Here is an 18115-nt window from a genome sequence, read left to right as displayed (position 1 = left end):
CAAAGGATTGGCGGCCGCTTCGCGGCCGATCGCTGGCAAGCCAGCTCCTACAGGTTCAGCGGTGTTCACAAATCTTGTGTTCGACGCAGGACCTGTGGGAGCTGGCTTGCCAGCGATGGGCATCACACCATCTTCACGCCTGGCGTCAGGGTGGCAGGCATCACCAGGCTCGGCGTTTCCAGCGAGGCCACCGGGTACGCGCAATAATCCGCCGCGTAGTAAGCGCTGGCGCGATGGTTGCCCGAGGCGCCAACGCCGCCGAATGGCGCGCTGCTCGCGGCACCCGTCAGTTGCTTGTTCCAGTTGACGATCCCGGCACGGCTCTGCAGCCAGAACTGCTGATAACGCGCTTCGGAATCCGACAGCAAACCGGCAGCGAGACCGTAAGCGGTGTCATTGGCTTCAGTGATCGCCGCCTCAAAATCAGCGTAGCGGATCACTTGCAGCAACGGGCCGAACAGCTCTTCGTCAGGACGATCGGCTACTGCGCTCACGTCCAGAATGCCCGGTGTCAGCAACGCCGATTGAGCGTGCGGCTGAGTCATTTCCAACAACGCCACAGCGCCATTGGCCAACAGATGTTCTTGCGCATCCATCAACGCTTTCGCCGCGCCAAGGGACACCACCGAGCCCATGAACGGCGCCGGCTGCTGATCGAAAGCACCGACCGAGAGAGTCGAGCTGACCGCGACCAGACGCGCCAGCAACGAGTCGCCCCACGCGCCTTGCGGCACCAGCAAACGGCGGGCACAGGTGCAACGCTGACCGGCAGAAATGAACGCGGATTGAATGATGGTGTACACCGCGGCATCGAGGTCGGCGACCTGATCGACCACCAGCGGGTTGTTGCCGCCCATTTCCAGCGCGAGGATCTTGTCCGGACGACCGGCGAATTGCTGATGCAGGTGATTGCCGGTGCGGCTGGAACCGGTGAAGAACAGCCCGTCGATGCCGGGGTTCGCCGCCAGGGCGATACCGGTTTCGCGAGCGCCTTGCAGCAGGTTCAACACGCCTGCCGGCAGCCCCGCCTCAATCCAGCACTTGACCGTCAGCTCGGCGACTTTCGGTGTCAGTTCGCTTGGCTTGAACAGCACGCTGTTACCGGCCAGCAGCGCCGGCACGATGTGACCGTTAGGCAAGTGGCCCGGGAAGTTATAAGGCCCGAACACCGCCACCACACCATGAGGTTTGTGACGCAGTACGGCAGTGGCGTCGCCCAGCGGGCCGCTCTTCTCGCCGGTGCGTTCACGATAGCTCTGCACCGAGATCGCGATCTTGTTGACCATGCTGGTGACTTCGGTTGCGGCTTCCCACAGGGGTTTGCCGGTTTCTTCGCCGATGGTGTGCGCCAGTTCGTCAGCGTGGCTCTTCAGCGCAGCGGCAAAGGCCTCCAGCACCGAAATGCGTTCTTCCAGGGTCCGACGAGCCCAGTCCGGGAACGCCTGACGTGCAGCTTGCACCGCTGATTCAACCTGATCAGGGGTGGCGCCGGTGCCGGACCACAGCACTTGCTGGGTCACCGGGTTCAGCGATTCGAAGGCATCGCCCCCGCCTGCCAGCCATTCACCTGCAATGTATAGCGACTTCATTATTTCGACTCCCGGGCAGCGGACAACGCCACGGCGCGCACTTGGTCGCCGGCGTTCAGTTGAAGACGTTTGGCGGTCTGCGGGTCGACCACCAGCGTACCCGCGGCCAGACGTGCCGGTGCAGCAGTGATGCGGCAGTCATCGCGTTTACGGTTATGGATAATGAACGGCGTTGCGTCGTCGCCCGGCGTGCCAACGGCCAGCACCAGTGCCTGACTGTCGCGCACCGCGCGGATCTTGCCGGTTTCGCACTCGATGGCCGGGCCGGCGTCGAAGATGTCGACGTAGCCCTGATAGCTGAAGCCTTCGCTTTTGAGCATGGCCAGCGCCGGTTCGGTGTCCGGGTGTACCTGACCGATCACGTTGCGCGCATCCGGCGACAGGAAGCAGGTGTACAGCGGGAATTTCGGCATCAGTTCGGCGATGAACGCCTTGTTGCCCACGCCGGTCAGGTAATCGGCCTGGCTGAATTCCATTTTGAAAAAGTGTCGACCCAGGCTCTCCCAGAACGGCGAGCGCCCGGCTTCATCAGAGACACCGCGCATCTCGGCAATGATCTTGTTGCCGAACAATTGCGGGAATTCGGCGATGAACAGCATGCGCGCCTTGGACAACATGCGACCGTTGAGACCACTGCGGTAATCGGCGTGCAAGAACAGCGAGCACAACTCGGAGTTGCCGGTCAGGTCGTTGGCCAGGAACAGCGTCGGGATTTCGCGATAGATGTTCAGCTCTTGGGAAGCACTGACCGTCAGACCGACCCGGAAGTTGTACCAAGGCTCACGCAGGCCAACGGCACCGGCGATGGCGGAAATACCGACCACTCGAGCGTCGTCATCTTCGAGCACGAACAGATAATCCGCATCTCCCCGCCCGGCTTCGCCGCGGAAGGTCTTCTCGGCCCAGCCGACCCGATGGGCCAGACGTTCTTCGTTGGCCGGCAAGGTGGTCAGGCCAGTGCCGGTGCTACGGGCCAGGTCGATCAGAGCGGGTAAATCGCTGCTGCGTACGGGACGAACGATCATGCTATCTCCTCAGACGGGTCGCTTGCGCCCCCCGTGAAACTTCGCTGCTTTCTAGGCATCAATTGCGACGTTAAACCGCTACCAGGCGCACGCTCGCACCCTCGCCGACGCCCAGGGCTTCGGCCGCTTCCAGATCCAGGATCACGGGTTTGCCCGGCGCGTAGTCGAGCTCGAGCATGACCGCGCGGTAATCCTGCAACTGGGCATTGGCCACCAGGTACTGTCGGCCGACACCTTTGGCCGGCTCGCCGATCTTTACCGGCACCACGCGGCTCTGGGCAATCGAACGAATCCCCGAAACGCGGGCATGCAGCGTTGGGCCGCCGTCGAAGATGTCGATGTAGTGATCGGTCTCGAAGCCTTCGCGCATCAGGATGTCGAAGGTGATCTGTGCTCGTGGATGTACCTGGCCCATGGCTTCTTGCGCGGAGTCCGGCAGCAACGGCACGTAGATCGGGTAATGCGGCATCAGTTCGGCGAGGAACGTGCGGCTTTTGAGCCCGCACAGACGCTCGGCTTCGGCATAGTTGAGGTCGAAGAAGTTGCGGCCGATGGCATCCCAGAATGGCGAGTCACCGTTTTCATCGCTGTAGCCGACGATCTCGGTCACCACCGAATCGGCAAAGCGCTCTGGATGGCTGGCGACGAACAGCAAGCGGCCACGGGAATTGAGTTCAGCCCAAGGCGAACCCACCAGCTCACGCTGCACGTAGAAACTGGTCAACAAGCTGTTGCCGGTCAGGTCGTGGCACTGCGAGAGCACGTGGATCTTGTTGTGAATCTTCAGCTCGCGGGAGGCGTGCACGAAGGTTTCGTTGCGGAAACTGTAGAACGGCTCGGAATAACCGGCCGAGGCCACGATGGCCGAACAGCCCACCAGTTTGCCGGTGGTCGAGTCTTCAAGAACGAAGAAATAGCTCTCTTCACCGTTGAAGCTCACTTCGGCGGCAAACGAAGCTTCGCTCGCGGCGATCTTGTCGCTCAGGCGTTCAACGTCATCCGGCAAGGAAGTGACACCAATCGGGCTGTCCGCAGCCAGACGCTGTACCTCGCCCAGATCAGCCATTTGCGCGGGGCGCATCACCAGCATGGTGTCACTCCTTATCGTAAAACTCTTATAGGAAAAAACACCGGGTTCAACTTGAAACACCCTTTGCAGGAGCCGGCTTGGTGGCGATGGCGGCAGGTTGATCGTCGCAAGGCTTAAGGGCCTCATCGCCAGCAAGCCGGCTCCTACAGGGGGGGCGTCAGGACTGGTCCGGCATAAAAAATTCGGTTCGACGCCTGATAGCTCAGGCGTCGAAGGGTCTATCAGGCTTGTGTCAGTTTTGCAGCGGCACGTTCGAAGCGGTCCAGACCGGCATCGATATCGGCGTCTTCCACCACCAGGCTCGGGGCGAAACGCACCACGTCCGGGCCGGCTTGCAGGACCATCAGGCCTTCTTGCTCAGCGGCGTTGAAGATGTCCTTGGCCTTGCCTTTCCAGGCATCGCTCAGCACGCAACCGATCAGCAGGCCCATGCCACGGACCTTGGTGAACAGGCCGTACTTCTCGCCGATCTGCTCAAGGCGCGCCTTGAACTTGTCATGCTTGGCGTTGACGCCAGCCAGCACTTGCGGGGTGTTGATTACGTCGATCACGGCTTCGGCGACAGCGCACGCCAGCGGGTTGCCGCCGTAAGTGGTGCCGTGGGTGCCGACGACCAGGTGCTTGGCCAGGTCTTCGGTGGTCAGCATCGCCGCGATCGGGAAACCGCCGCCCAGGCTCTTGGCGCTGGTGAGGATGTCCGGGATCACGCCGTAGTGCTGGTAGGCAAACAGATGACCGGTACGGCCCATGCCGGTTTGCACTTCGTCGAAGATCAGCAGCGCGTTGTTCGCGGTGCAGAGCTCGCGAGCGCCTTGCAGGTATTCGAGTTCAGCAGGGATCACACCGCTTTCGCCCTGGATCGGCTCCAGCACCACGGCGCACGTCTTGTCGGAAATGGCGGCTTTGAGCGCAGCCAGATCGTTGTAGGGCACGTGGGTGATGCCGGTGATTTTCGGACCGAAGCCATCGGAGTACTTCGACTGGCCACCGACGTTCACGGTGAACAGAGTACGGCCGTGGAAGCTGTTGAGCGCGGCGATGATCTCGTACTTCTCGCTGCCGAAACGGTCGAACGCAACACGACGGGCCAGCTTGAAAGCGGCCTCGTTGGCTTCGGCACCGGAGTTGCAGAAGAAGGCGCGGTCGGCAAACGTGGCGTCGATCAGCTTATGGGCCAGGCGCAGGGCCGGCTCATTGGTGAACACGTTGGACACGTGCCACAGCTTGTTCGCCTGTTCGGTCAAGGCACCGACCAGCGCGGGGTGCGCGTGGCCCAATACGTTGACGGCAATCCCGCCGGCGAAGTCGATCAGCTCGCGGCCGGACTGGTCCCAAACGCGGGAACCGGCACCACGCACAGGAATGAATGCGGCAGGCGCATAGTTGGGAACCATTACCTGATCGAAATCGGCGCGTTGTACCGCAGCGTGCTCAACGGACATCGGAGTCTCCTGAAGAGAAAACACTCGCCTGAAACTGGCGAGCTTGGTGAGGATTGTAAGGACAGTTTTCAGCCCGGCCTTGCCGCCAAGCGACAACTTCTTATAGCGCAAACCCCGGATTTTCCCGGGTTTACGGCAATGCGACATATAGGGTCGCAAAGGCGCAGTTTAAACTGTCGCGAGCGCTTATAGGCAGTTCCGCGGGAAACCGGCGCCCTTGTAGGAGCTGGCTTGCCAGCGAAGGTGGCCCAGAGCCATACACGGCCCTTGAGGACGCCTTCGCCGGCAAGCCGTCTCCTACAGGGCACATGATCGACGGGCGCTGGAGCTAGCCGCGCTCGGAAGGCACCGACGACAATTCAAACGGGCTGCTGCTGCGCCGCTGGTTGCGATCTTCCCGCGGCGTGGCGCCGAAGAAATTGCGGTAGGCACTGGAGAAATGCGGCCCCGAGGAGAAGCCACACGACAGGCCGATCTGGATGATCGACTTGCTGGTTTGCATCAACATTTGCCGGGCCTTGTTCAGGCGCAGCTCCAGGTAATACTGGCTCGGCACGCGGTTGAGGTACTGCTTGAAGATGCGCTCCAGCTGCCGACGGGACACGCACACGTGCTGGGCGATTTCGTCAGTGGTCAGTGGCTCTTCGATATTGGCTTCCATCAGCAACACCGCCTGGGTGAGTTTCGGATGGCTGGAGCCGAGGCGGTTTTGCAGTGGAATGCGCTGGCGTTCGCCGCCCTCGCGGATGCGCTCGACCACCAGTTCTTCCGACACGGCACCGGCCAGTTCAGCGCCGTGATCTCGGGCCAGCACCGCCAGCAACAGGTCGAGTACCGACATGCCGCCGCACGCGGTCAGGCGATCGCGGTCCCAGTCGAACAGATGGCTGGTGGCGATGACTTTCGGGAAGCGCTCGGCGAAATCGTCCTGCCAGCGCCAGTGCACGGCAGCACGATAGCCATCGAGCAAACCCAGTTGCGCCAGCGGATAGACACCGGCCGACAGGCCGCCAATCACGCAACCGGCGCGCACCAGTTGCTTGAGCGCGCTGCTGAGCGCAGGCGCCATTGTGGTCGGCGGCTCGTCAGCGAGCAGGAACAGTTTCTGAAAGTTTTCGAGCTTGCCGGTCCACGCTTCACCGGGCAATTGCCAGGCGCCTTCGGTCGGCGGTTCGGCCTGCAGGAACGTCAGTTCGTAGACCACGTCCGGATGCACACGCTGGGCAACACGCAAGGCCTCCTCAGCCAGCGCAAGCGTCAGTGCTTTGGTGCTGGGCCAAATCAGGAAACCAATTCGATGGGCAGTCATTGTGGGCAATCCGAAGCGAAAAACAGTGATGAAGGCATGGGCCAATGCTAGCCCGTAAATGAACGCAAATCTCAAAACCAGCAACGATCAAACCTGTAGGAGCCGGCTTGCTGGCGATAGCGATGGGCCAGGCTGCATATCTGGCACAGACATACCGCCATCGCCGGCAAGCCGGCTCCTACAGGGGATTGGGGTCGGCCTCTAAATCGCGAAGCATGCACTATCGCGGTGCGCAACGGCAGTCTTGATTACTTCAAGCTGCCGGACAGGAATTGCTGCAACCGCTCGGACTGCGGATTGACCAGCACTTCACGCGGGTTGCCACTTTCTTCGACGATACCTTTGTGCAGGAACACCAACTGGTTCGACACTTCACGGGCGAAGCCCATTTCGTGGGTCACCACGACCATGGTCCGGCCTTCCTGAGCCAGGGCCTGCATGACTTTCAGCACGTCGCCGACCAGCTCCGGGTCGAGGGCCGAGGTCGGCTCATCGAACAGCATCACTTCAGGCTCCATCGCCAGCGCACGGGCAATCGCCACACGCTGTTGTTCGCCACCGGACATATGGCCCGGGTAAGCGTCTTTGCGATGGGCCACGCCGACCTTGTTCAGGTAGTGCTCGGCTTTCTCACGCGCTTCAGCTTTCGATATACCGAGCACGTGAACCGGCGCTTCCATGATGTTTTCCAGCGCGGTCATGTGCGACCACAGGTTGAAATGCTGGAACACCATCGACAGGCGCGAACGCATGCGTTGCAACTGTTTCGGGTCGGCAGCCTTCAGCGCGCCGTCCTTGTTCGCCACCAGCTTCAACTCTTCGTTGTTGAGCAGGATCTTGCCCGCGTGCGGCTGCTCCAGCAGGTTGATGCAGCGCAGGAAAGTACTTTTGCCAGAGCCACTGGAGCCGATGATGCTGATCACATCGCCAGCCGCCGCTTTCAGGGACACGCCCTTGAGCACTTCGTGACTGCCGTAGCGTTTATGCAGGTCTTGGACTTCAAGCTTGTACATGCGGTCGGTTCTCACAAAAACAGTCAGTCAGTCGTTGAGCAAGCGCCCGTGACGCAGCGCTTCGCGCCCCGCCACCTTGGCCAGCCAGAAACCGGGTTGGGCATAACGCAGCCGTTCAATGGCAAACAGCACCCCGGACGTACCAGCACACACCGTGCTGACCCGATCCGCCAACGGATCGATCACTTCAAAAATCTCATCGCCCGCCTCAACCCATTCGCCGGGTTTACGCAGGAAACTCACCACACCGGGGTGCGGCGCGAACAGCAATTCGGTGCCCTCGAACGGCAGGCCTTCGCAAGGGTCTTGCGCAGGTTTCGGCCATTGGCCGCTGATCAAGCCTTGCTCGGCGAGGAACGCCAGAATGCCCTCGGCGTAGGCTTGGGCCTCGGCGCGACCGGTATCGGCCTGACCACCTAATTCAATGGTAGTCGCCAGGCACGCCAGTGGAATCTGCGCATCGGGGAACAGACGCGACAGACGCAACCACGGCAGCGAACAGGCTTCGTCAAACGAACTGCCGCCAGAATCTTCCGCCAGCAAACCGACCCGCACGTTCAGGTGCGCGGCCAGCGAGCGCCACTGCGGCCAATGCTGCGGCAAGGCGTACATGTGCAGCGCCGCCTCGGCATCGCAATGCAGATCCAGCACGACATCAGCGGTGCAGGCGTGACTGAGCAGGACGCGCTGCATGCCCTGCAACTGGCTGCTCGCCGGTGGCAACGCGGCCAGATGATCGCTCATGGTCTGGCGGATCAACTGGATATTGGCGTGCGGGTCATCGCCCAGATGCCCATCGAGTTGTGCGGCCACTGGCGCGCTCAACTCAACGAAATCACGGTTGAAGTTCTTGCCGCTGCCCGCCTCGAAACGCCCTTGATGATTACCCTGAAGCAATTGACCAAGGCCCAGTGGGTTTGCCACCGGCACCAGTTCGATCACACCGTTGAGCAAGCCTTGGGCTTCAAGTTCGGCCAGACGCTTTTTCAGCTCGAACGCCGTGCGCATGCCCGGCAGTTCATCGGCGTGGAGGCTCGCCTGGATATAAGCCTTGCGCTCGCCATTACCGAAACGGAACACCGAAATCTGGCGCTCGCTGCCAAGGTGGCTCCACGGCAAAGCATGATCGATGCGTTCCATATCAGTGCTTCCGCGGGGCCAGGTAGCCCAGCCAGCGACGCTCGGCCAGCTTGAACAGCTTCACCAGAGTGAAGGTCAGGCACAGGTAGAAAACGCCGGCGGTGATGTACGCCTCGAACGGCAGGTAGTACTGCGCGTTGACCGTGCGCGCCGCACCGGTGATGTCGATCAGGGTCACGATGGACGCCAGACTGGTGGTCTGCAACATCATGATCACTTCGTTGCTGTACTGCGGTAGCGCCCGGCGCAGGGCCGACGGCAGCAGGATGCGCTTGTACATCTTGAAGCGCGACATGCCCATGGCCTTGGCCGCTTCGATCTCGCCGTTCGGCGTGGCCCGCAGGCTGCCGGCGATGATTTCGGCGGTGTAGGCACTGGTGTTGATCGCGAAGGCCAGGCACGCACAGAACGTGGCGCTGGACAGCCACGGCCAGAGGAAGCTCTCACGTACCGCTTCGAATTGCGCCAGACCGTAGTAGATCAGGAACAGCTGCACCAGCATCGGCGTGCCGCGAATCACGTAGGTGTAGAGCCAGGCCGATATGTTGACGACGGCGTTTTTCGAGACGCGCATCAAGCCCAAAGGCAACGCGCACAGCAGGCCGAAAAACAGCGACAGTGCGAGCAACTTGAGGGTAGTCACCAGGCCGCCGAGGTACAGCGGCAAAGCCTCCCAAATGACGTTGTAGTCGAAGATCATAGATCAGCCGCCCTTACGCCTACCGAGTAGCGCTTCTCAAGGTGACGCAACGCCAGCAACGAGACACTGGTGATCACCAGGTACATCGCCGCCACTGCGAGGAAGAAGGTGAAAGGTTCGCGGGTGGCGTCTGCCGCCTGCTTGGCCTTGAACATCATGTCTTGCAGGCCTACTACCGAAATCAGCGCGGTAGCCTTGGTCAGTACCAGCCAGTTATTGGTGAAGCCCGGAATCGCCAGGCGAATCATCTGCGGCACCAACACCCGGAAGAACACCTGAAAACTGCTCATGCCGTACGCCATGCCGGCTTCGGCCTGCCCCTTGGGGATCGCCATGAACGCGCCACGGAAGGTTTCCGACAGGTACGCACCGAAGATGAAACCCAGGGTGCCGATGCCGGCGGCCAACGGGTTCAGGTCGATGTACTCGTCAAAACCCAGCAGTGGTGCGACGCGGTTCAACAGGTCCTGACCACCGTAGAAAATCAGCAGGATCAACACCAGGTCGGGAATACCGCGGATCACCGTGGAGTAGAGGTCGCCCAGCCACGCCAGCCAACGCACTGGCGACAGACGCAGAGCCACGCCGATCAGGCCCAGAACAATGGCCAGGACCATGGACGACAAGGCGAGCTGAAGCGTCAGCCAAGCGCCATCGAGGATGACAGCCCCGTAGCCTTTCAACATGATTCAGGTCCTCGAAAGTTCGGATGAAAAAATGGCGCAAACCTCAGAAATCCTGCTGCTTGCGCCATTTCGGACGTGCCGTGTTACTTGCCGTAGATATCGAAGGCGAAGTACTTGTCCTGGATTTGCTTGTACTTGCCGTTCTCGCGAATGGCCACGATCGCGGTGTTGATCTTGTCCTTCAGCGCGTCACCCTTGCGAACCGCGATACCTACGCCGTCGCCGAAGTATTTGACGTCGGTGAATGCCGGGCCGACGAACGCGAAGCCTTTACCGGCGTCGGTCTTCAGGAAGCCGTCATCCAGAAGCGTAGCGTCTGCCACGGTGCCGTCGAGGCGGCCGGCGGCCACATCGAGGTAAATTTCGTTCTGCGAACCGTATGGCTTGATCTCGGCACCCAGCGGGGCCAGGACTTCGCGGGCGAAACGCTCGTGGATCGAACCGCGCTGCACACCGATGTTCTTGCCCTTGAGCTCGGTCAGGCCATCGCTGACCTGGGTGCCGGCCTTCATGACCAGACGTGCCGGAGTGTTGTAGTACTTGTTGGTGAAGTCCACGGACTTCTTGCGGTCTTCAGTGATCGACATGGACGACAGGATCGCGTCGATCTTGCGCACTTTGAGCGCCGGGATCAGACCGTCGAACTCTTGCTCGACCCACACGCACTTGACCTTCATCTCTTCGCACAGGGCGTTGCCGATGTCGTAGTCGAAGCCGACGATGCTGCCGTCCGGTGCTTTGGAAGCGAATGGAGGGTAAGCCGCTTCGATACCGATTTTCAGAGGCTTTTCATCGGCGAAGGTTGGCAGGGACAGCACGGACAGTGCCAGGGCGCCAAGCAGCACGAGTTTCTTCATCTTGGGAACTCCATCGGTAAAGGGCTAAAACGGCAGAGTGAGCGACAGCCCAATATGCGAATGAGTGGAACCGCAAAACAGTGCTGCGTCCTGGGAAGCGGGCGTTGAATTTCAACACGGGCAACGACGAGCGAGTGATCGGCATTCTAACGACAGGCCGTAAGCCGATATTTCTTCAATGCGACAACTAATTACAGAAGCACCGAGAAAGCCGTTTGAGCGCGTTGACAGCCCTGCAAAATCATGCGAGAGCAAAAGACAGTGAACCGATCTATGTAGCAAGTTGCGGGCCTATTATTGGCAAACCCTTCTAATCCGGCAAGCGCAGCGTAGAGTCTTATTTTTTTCCGGTGGTTTTGAGGCCCTGAAACGGGGCTTGGCGTTTCCCAATGCCCCGTGCTGGGTCGATGCGGTTACACATTAAGTAACTTGAAAGAACGCAGGTAACAGCAGGAATGTTCCCACGAGCGATGCCGATAATTATTGGCTGTTGTTGATGTGGTGTCGAAAAGCTCGCCATCGCTAGCAGGCTAGCTCCCACAATGGTTTTGTGTCGCGCCAAAAACCTCCCCACCAAAAAAATCCCCTGTAGGAGCTAGCTTGCTAGCGATGAGGCCAGCCCAGCAACACAAAACCCTCAGGCACAAAAAAGCCCCGCAAGGCTAATCACCTGACGGGGCTTTCAGTGACTCAGAATCAGCGCTTACGCGACATTCATCGTCTTGTGCGTATCAATCAAATGCTGCACCACACTCGGATCGGCCAGGGTGGAAATGTCGCCCAACCCATCGTACTCAGCCGTCGCGATCTTGCGCAGAATCCGGCGCATGATCTTGCCCGAACGGGTCTTCGGCAGCCCCGGCGCCCACTGGATCACATCCGGCGAAGCAATCGGACCGATCTCCTTGCGCACCCAGTTTTTCAGTTCCAGGCGCAGCTGCTCGTTCGGCTCTTCACCATTCTTGAGAGTGACGTAGACATAAATGCCCTGCCCCTTGATGTCGTGCGGCACACCGACTACGGCGGCTTCGGCGACTTTCGGGTGAGCGACCATCGCGCTTTCGATCTCGGCGGTGCCCATACGGTGGCCGGACACGTTGAGCACGTCGTCCACGCGACCGGTGATCCAGTAGTAACCATCAGCATCACGACGCGCACCGTCACCGGTGAAGTACATGCCGCGGAAGGTCTTGAAGTAGGTATCAACGAAGCGGTCATGGTCGCCAAACAGCGTCCGCGCCTGGCCTGGCCACGAATCGAGAATCACCAGGTTGCCCTCGGCCTCGCCTTCGATGATGTTGCCCAGGTTATCCACCAGGGCCGGCACCACGCCGAAGAACGGACGTGCCGCAGAACCCGGCTTGAGCGCGTGAGCGCCCGGCAGCGGGCTCATCATGTTGCCGCCGGTTTCGGTCTGCCACCAGGTGTCGACGATCGGGCAACGGGACTTGCCGACATTCTTGTAGTACCAGTCCCAGGCTTCCGGGTTGATCGGCTCGCCCACCGAACCCAACAGGCGCAGGCTGCTGCCATCGGCGCCTTCTACAGCGGCTTGGCCCGAAGCCATCATCGCGCGGATCGCGGTCGGAGCGGTGTAGAGGATGTTGACCTTGTGCTTGTCGACGATCTTCGCCACCCGGGTGATGTCCGGATAGTTCGGCACGCCTTCGAACAGCAGCGTGGTCGCGCCATTGGCCAGCGGGCCGTAGACGATGTAGCTGTGGCCGGTGACCCAGCCGACGTCGGCGGTGCACCAGTAGACTTCACCCGGACGGTAGTCGAACACGCGCTCGTGGGTCATGGCGGCGTACAGCAAGTAGCCGCCAGTGGTGTGCTGCACGCCCTTTGGCTTGCCGGTCGAGCCCGAGGTATAAAGGATGAACAGCGCTTCTTCGGCGCCCATCTCTTTCGGCGCACACACGGTGCCCGCCACCTTCATCAGGTCTTCGAACCAGATGTCGCGATGCTGGTTCCACTTGATTTCGCCACCGGTGCGCTGGCACACAATGACTTTCTGGATGCTGCTGGTTTCCGGGTTGGTCAGCGCGTCGTCGACGTTGGCCTTGAGCGGGATCTTCTTGCCGGCACGAATGCCTTCGTCAGCGGTGATCACCACTTTGGATTTGCAGTCGATGATGCGACCGGCCAGGGCTTCCGGCGAGAAACCGCCGAACACCACCGAGTGAATCGCGCCGATCCGGGTACAGGCCAGCATGGCGACCACGGCTTCGGGGATCATCGGCATATAGATAGTCACCACGTCGCCGCGGTGCACATCCTGACCACGCAGGGCGTTGGCGAACTTGCACACTTGTTCGTGCAGTTCGCGGTAGGTGATGTTGCGGCTTTCGGAAGGGTCGTCGCCCTCCCAGATGATTGCCACTTGATCGCCGCGCTCGGCCAGATGACGGTCGAGGCAGTTGTAGGAAACGTTCAGGGTGCCATCAGCGAACCATTTGATGTCGACATGGTGATCGTCGAAGGACGTCTGCTTCACCGTGGTGAAAGGCTTGATCCAGTCGAGGCGCTTGGCTTGCTCGCGCCAGAAGCCGTCGGGGTTGACGACCGACTGCTGGTACATCGCCTTGTAGGTCGCCTCGTCGGTCAGCGTGTTAGCCAGAACCTCGGGACGAACGGGATACAGGGAAGCCGCACTCATCTTTCTTACCTCGGTGGAATAGTTGTTTTTGTATGGCCCAGTTGTAGCCGGGCCAGCCCTATAGAACCATTCGACGATGGTAGTAACAAGTCCCTACAAATTGCCCTGATAAGCCCTCAAACCCTCTAACACCGCGGCACCTGTAGGAGCGAGCCTGCTCGCGATGGTCGTCAACGATAACGCGCCCAATCTGACACCCCACGGTGCTCTCTGGCTCATCGCGAGCACGCTCGCTCCTACAAAAGAAGAGGCTATTCAGGGATTGTTACAGGATCTGTCAAAAGTGTTTATCAAAACCACGGCTATATGCCTGAAGCACTCACCCCTAAAATCCACTTCGCCAACAAGGCAACCTGATTAACCACGTTGCAGCCCCCACGAAGGCAGTTAATCAAAACCCCTGATACCGAAGCTCCACACGCAATCCCAAAAAGATTGCGTGCCCCCTTTCGACCTCCAAAAGGTAAATCCGAAATGAAAGCTTTATTAGTTCTGGCCCTCAGCAGCCTGTGCGCAACCGCCATGGCCAACGAGGTCCCGACTGATGTCGCGCAGCAACAACCGGCCATAGAGGAATACACCTACTCCACCCACCTGGACATCGCCAAAGTGATCTCCATGAGCGAAGCGCCTAACGTGTGTGAAGTGGTCCCGATGAAAATGGAATACGAAGACTCCCAAGGCCAACGGCACATCCTGCGATACAGCATGATGGGCAACGGTTGCTCCAACGGCTGATCTCCCGCTTCACCCCTCCCCTCCCCTCCAAAAGGTTCGACCCACCTGCCGCAATCAGACAGATGCAGTGCCGAACCTTAATGATCGATTAATTCGATTACTTTAAGCATTTATTTGCGCTTTTTAATCGAATTAGTCGGCGTATTATCAACTGCAACCCAACACAAACAACGCTTACGAAACTGGAGCAACGACCATGAAAACCCAACTGATCCTCGCACTGACCCTCTCCGTCCTGGCTGCCAACACCTTCGCTGCCGATGGTTATGACCGCACCGGCTCAGCGGCTTACACCACTGAAGCAGCTGTCGCCTCCGACGGTTCTGACCATACCGGCACCGCCCGCCTCGCTGCCGATGGTGCCGATCACGTCGGTGCAGGCAAACTCGCCGCCGACGGCGCCGACCACACTGGCGCTGCCCGCCTCGCCGCCGATGGTGCTGATCACGTCGGTGCCGCTCGCCTGAGCTGATCCGCCAGCGTGACTTCACAGCCCGACTTCGGTCGGGCTTAGTTGTGTCTGGAGCCTGAGAAAACCCCACCTAAACACAAGATGTAGTGAAAAAAGCCTTTTTTGGTTATTTCTTGAACAAAAATAATCGGCGGCAAAAAATTAAGAAAAAAAATCTTCCCCCGCCAACCTCGTGCAAAGCCCTGTAAACCCTCACTCCGATCGAAAAACCGTCCCCGTCAACCGATTTGTAAGCCATTTCGCCGCACCACAGCCGGCAAAACTTCCTTATAATGCGGCCTTAAACGGGCCTGCAATATCCCCTTACAGGGATGAAAAGCCAGTCTGAAGCCCCGCACAAGCGATCAAAGCTTGCTGCGCCCATCAGAGGCTCTCGGAACCCCGTACAAAATTCTGTTTGATGCCTGCGTATAGCTGCTGCAAAAAACGATTCCTTTAGATCCAACGCGGCCAGTACGGCTGTGTGAAAAACCAACCATCCATTTTCACACGGGCACACTGGCCCTCACGCAGGAGACGACACGTCATGCTGAGCTGGGACGAATTCGACAAAGAAGACACGGAAGTAGCAGTCAAGAGCGCTAACGCTGGCCACGCCACCGAAGCCAACATGGACCGTCTCGACAGCGCCGGCGGTGCCGCCGCCCTGGAAGCCCGCGCCGTAACCGCTGCCGACTCCGCCGCCGTGGCCCGCGCCAAAGCTGCACTGGACTCGCTCGACGTCGCCGAAGGTCTGGCCGAACTCGAAGGCGCCTCCGCCCGTGTCGCCGTTGACGAAAAGCGCATGATCAACTGCCGCGCCGACCTCAACCAACTCGTGCCGTTCAAGTACGACTGGGCCTGGCAGAAATACCTGGACGGCTGCGCAAACCACTGGATGCCGCAAGAAGTCAACATGACCGCCGACATTGCCCTCTGGAAAAACCCGGAAGGCCTGACCGACGACGAGCGCCGCATCGTAATGCGCAACCTCGGCTTCTTCTCCACCGCCGACTCCCTGGTTGCCAACAACCTGGTCCTGGCCGTGTACCGCCTGATCACCAACCCGGAATGCCGCCAGTACATCCTGCGCCAGGCCTTCGAAGAGGCGATCCACACCCACGCCTACCAGTACTGCATCGAATCGCTGGCCATGGATGAAGGCGAAATCTTCAACATGTACCACGAGATCCCATCGGTCGCGAAAAAAGCCACCTGGGGCCTGAAGTACACCCGCTCGATCTCCGATCCGAAGTTCGAAACCGGCACCGTCGAAACCGACAAAGAACTGCTGCGCAACCTGATCGCCTACTACTGCGTTCTGGAAGGCATCTTCTTCTACTGCGGCTTCACCCAGATCCTCTCCATGGGCCGCCGCAACAAAATGACCGGCGTCGCCGAGCAGTTCCAATACATCCTGCGCGACGAATCCATGCACCTGAACTTCGGCATCGACGTGATCAACCAGATCAAAATCGAAAACCCACACCTGTGGGATGCCGAAATGAAGGAAGAAGCTTCGCAGATGATCCTGCAGGGCACTCAACTGGAAATCGAATACGCTCGTGACACCATGCCTCGCGGCGTGTTGGGCATGAACGCGGCGATGATGGAGGACTACCTCAAGTTCATCGCTAACCGTCGTTTGAGCCAGATTGGTTTGAAGGAAGAGTATCCAGGGACGACTAACCCGTTCCCTTGGATGAGCGAGATCATGGACTTGAAGAAAGAGAAGAATTTCTTTGAGACAAGAGTTATTGAGTATCAGACTGGTGGGGCATTGAGCTGGGATTGATTCCTGAGCTTGCCGAGATTTGACGATTGCAGTCTGAGTCGACAAATCGAGAAAGCAAAAAGCCCCGATCTGATCGGGGCTTTTTTATGGAGTAGGAAAACGCTTACTCGCAATCTCAGTTTTAGCTAAATCTCCTACATACATTCCAGAGCCGTCTGTATTGAGAGCGACCTCAAGCAGCCTTAAGCTCTATGGCAGGTGCCTAAGAAACGCCCAACGTAGAAAGCTAGCCAATTACACAGACGAGCAGTCACCTTTGGTGATTTATCGTACGGCTGTGTGAGGCTGTTGCTCGTTGGAGCTTCTTATGTCCGATCTACGTTGGGGTCAGGCCCGCCAAAGTCCAAACGTAGAGGTAATATATATGCCTGCGCGCAACCTTCTCGCCACTCTCCGAATCCTGGAGATCGGCCATGTCTGATCTCTTCTCTGTAACAGTCTGAATCGCCCCGGGTTTCGTAGACACCTCTTTGCCTTAAACTGAGGCCAATTAGGAGGTGCCATGAGCAACCCGCGTTACCCCGAAGAATTCAAAATCCAAGCGGTCAATCAAGTGACCGAAAAGAAGCTGCCTGTCGCTGATGTAGCGGCCCGTCTTGGCGTGTCGACGCATAGCCTCTACGCCTGGATAAAGCGCTACAGCAAACCTCAAGAAGAACGGCAGCAGGACGATGATCAGCACGCTGAACTGCGTCGTCTGCGAGCAGAACTCAAGCGGGTTACTGAAGAGCGAGACATCTTAAAAAAGGCCGCCGCGTACTTTGCCAAGGAGTGCGGTTGAAGTACGCCTTTATCAAGCAGCGAGCAGATGACTATTCCATACGACGGCTTTGCCTGACGCTGAAAGTCCACCCCAGTGGGTATTACGCCTGGTTGTCTGAGCCGCAATCTGCACGCGCCAAAGACGACCAACGACTGCTGGGTTTGATCAAGCATTCATGGCTGGAAAGTGGCGGCGTTTATGGCTATCGCAAAATCCATGACGATCTGCGCGAGGTCGGTGAAGACTGTGGTCGCCATCGTGTAGCGAGGCTGATGCGTCTTGAAGGTCTGCGCTCTCAGACAGGGTATCGACGTCGCCCTGGAAAGTACGGCGGTAAGCCAGCGGTCGCCTCACCCAATTTGCTGAAGCGCCAGTTCGATGTCGTGGAACCCAACAAGGTTTGGGTCACCGACATCACCTACATTCGTACATATGAAGGCTGGTTGTACTTGGCTGTGGTGCTGGATCTGTTTTCTCGTCAGGTTGTAGGCTGGTCAATGAAGTCTCAGATGACCAGTGATTTGGCTATTGATGCGTTATTGATGGCGGTTTGGAGGCGTAAACCGAAACAAGAGGTAATGGTTCATAGCGACCAAGGTAGCCAGTACAGCAGCTCCGATTGGCGCAGCTTTTTGAAGGCGAACAATTTGGTTGCCAGCATGAGTCGCCGAGGCAACTGTCATGATAATGCCGTGGCCGAGAGCTTTTTCCAGCTTCTGAAACGGGAACGGATCAAGCGGAAAATTTACACCACGCGGGAAGATGCTCGTAGTGATGTGTTCGATTACATCGAGATGTTCTACAACGCAAAACGTCGTCATGGTTTCAACAATCAGCTGTCGCCGGTAGAGTTTGAAA

Annotated in this window: 15 protein-coding genes; 4 read left to right on the top strand and 11 right to left on the bottom strand. The window is 58.9% G+C overall.

The window, feature by feature from the left end; translation table 11 throughout:
- Positions 1–122: 122 nt before the first annotated feature.
- The 11 genes from astD to acs all read right to left on the bottom strand — a co-directional run bounded on the left by astD (position 123) and on the right by acs (position 13510).
- Positions 123–1592, bottom strand: a complete 1470-nt coding sequence (gene astD / locus AD668_RS06875; protein WP_172681801.1) for a succinylglutamate-semialdehyde dehydrogenase — start codon at positions 1590–1592, stop codon at positions 123–125.
- Complete coding sequence (gene astA, locus AD668_RS06870; RefSeq protein ID WP_053156104.1) at positions 1589–2614, bottom strand: arginine N-succinyltransferase; 1026 nt, start codon at positions 2612–2614, stop codon at positions 1589–1591. Before astA ends, astD begins: the two co-directional genes overlap by 4 nt.
- A 70-nt stretch (positions 2615–2684) precedes the next feature.
- Entirely contained in the window at positions 2685–3704 is a 1020-nt protein-coding gene (gene aruF / locus AD668_RS06865) for an arginine/ornithine succinyltransferase subunit alpha (protein ID WP_053156101.1), read from the bottom strand.
- Positions 3705–3925: 221 nt separating this feature from the next.
- Complete coding sequence (locus AD668_RS06860; protein ID WP_053156098.1) at positions 3926–5146, bottom strand: aspartate aminotransferase family protein; 1221 nt, start codon at positions 5144–5146, stop codon at positions 3926–3928.
- Between the two features lie 328 nt (positions 5147–5474).
- Positions 5475–6455 (bottom strand): transcriptional regulator ArgR, encoded by a 981-nt coding sequence (argR, locus tag AD668_RS06855; protein ID WP_053156095.1) that lies wholly within the window; start codon positions 6453–6455, stop codon positions 5475–5477.
- Positions 6456–6703: 248 nt separating this feature from the next.
- Positions 6704–7468 carry an ABC transporter ATP-binding protein gene (locus AD668_RS06850; protein WP_053156092.1) on the bottom strand — a complete coding sequence of 255 codons (765 nt, stop codon included), beginning with the start codon at positions 7466–7468 and terminating at the stop codon, positions 6704–6706.
- A gap of 27 nt (positions 7469–7495) precedes the next feature.
- Positions 7496–8608, bottom strand: a complete 1113-nt coding sequence (locus AD668_RS06845; protein WP_053156089.1) for a M14 family metallopeptidase — start codon at positions 8606–8608, stop codon at positions 7496–7498.
- A gap of 1 nt (position 8609) precedes the next feature.
- Positions 8610–9308 (bottom strand): ABC transporter permease, encoded by a 699-nt coding sequence (locus AD668_RS06840; RefSeq protein ID WP_053156085.1) that lies wholly within the window; start codon positions 9306–9308, stop codon positions 8610–8612.
- Positions 9305–9994 (bottom strand): ABC transporter permease, encoded by a 690-nt coding sequence (locus AD668_RS06835; protein ID WP_046819608.1) that lies wholly within the window; start codon positions 9992–9994, stop codon positions 9305–9307. Before AD668_RS06835 ends, AD668_RS06840 begins: the two co-directional genes overlap by 4 nt.
- An 83-nt stretch (positions 9995–10077) precedes the next feature.
- Positions 10078–10851 (bottom strand): ABC transporter substrate-binding protein, encoded by a 774-nt coding sequence (locus tag AD668_RS06830; RefSeq protein ID WP_053156082.1) that lies wholly within the window; start codon positions 10849–10851, stop codon positions 10078–10080.
- Between the two features lie 703 nt (positions 10852–11554).
- On the bottom strand, positions 11555–13510 hold the full coding sequence (gene acs, locus AD668_RS06825) for an acetate--CoA ligase (RefSeq protein ID WP_053156080.1): 1956 nt from the start codon (positions 13508–13510) through the stop codon (positions 11555–11557).
- A 474-nt stretch (positions 13511–13984) separates the two neighbouring features.
- On the opposite strand from acs, the gene AD668_RS06820 reads away from it, so the two are divergent.
- From AD668_RS06820 to AD668_RS06800, 4 genes are all read left to right on the top strand, one after another.
- The gene (locus tag AD668_RS06820) at positions 13985–14248 is read left to right on the top strand and encodes a DUF2790 domain-containing protein (protein ID WP_053156077.1); all 264 of its coding nucleotides are present in this window, start codon (positions 13985–13987) and stop codon (positions 14246–14248) included.
- A 196-nt stretch (positions 14249–14444) separates the two neighbouring features.
- Entirely contained in the window at positions 14445–14720 is a 276-nt protein-coding gene (locus AD668_RS06815; protein WP_053156074.1) for a hypothetical protein, read from the top strand.
- A gap of 526 nt (positions 14721–15246) precedes the next feature.
- Positions 15247–16494 carry a ribonucleotide-diphosphate reductase subunit beta gene (locus AD668_RS06810; protein ID WP_007978181.1) on the top strand — a complete coding sequence of 416 codons (1248 nt, stop codon included), beginning with the start codon at positions 15247–15249 and terminating at the stop codon, positions 16492–16494.
- 502 nt (positions 16495–16996) lie between these two features.
- Positions 16997–18115 (top strand): IS3 family transposase gene (locus AD668_RS06800; protein WP_156322309.1). Its coding sequence is split into 2 segments (ribosomal slippage), with 1120 coding nucleotides annotated over them: positions 16997–17231 and positions 17231–18115; the frame shifts between segments, so codons are not numbered across the junction. This gene is flagged as partial in the annotation.

This window comes from Pseudomonas sp. P1.8 (assembly GCF_001269805.1).
Classification (GTDB): domain Bacteria; phylum Pseudomonadota; class Gammaproteobacteria; order Pseudomonadales; family Pseudomonadaceae; genus Aquipseudomonas.
Note: the sequence above shows the minus strand (reverse complement) of the source record. Positions and strands in the feature narration are given on the sequence as shown.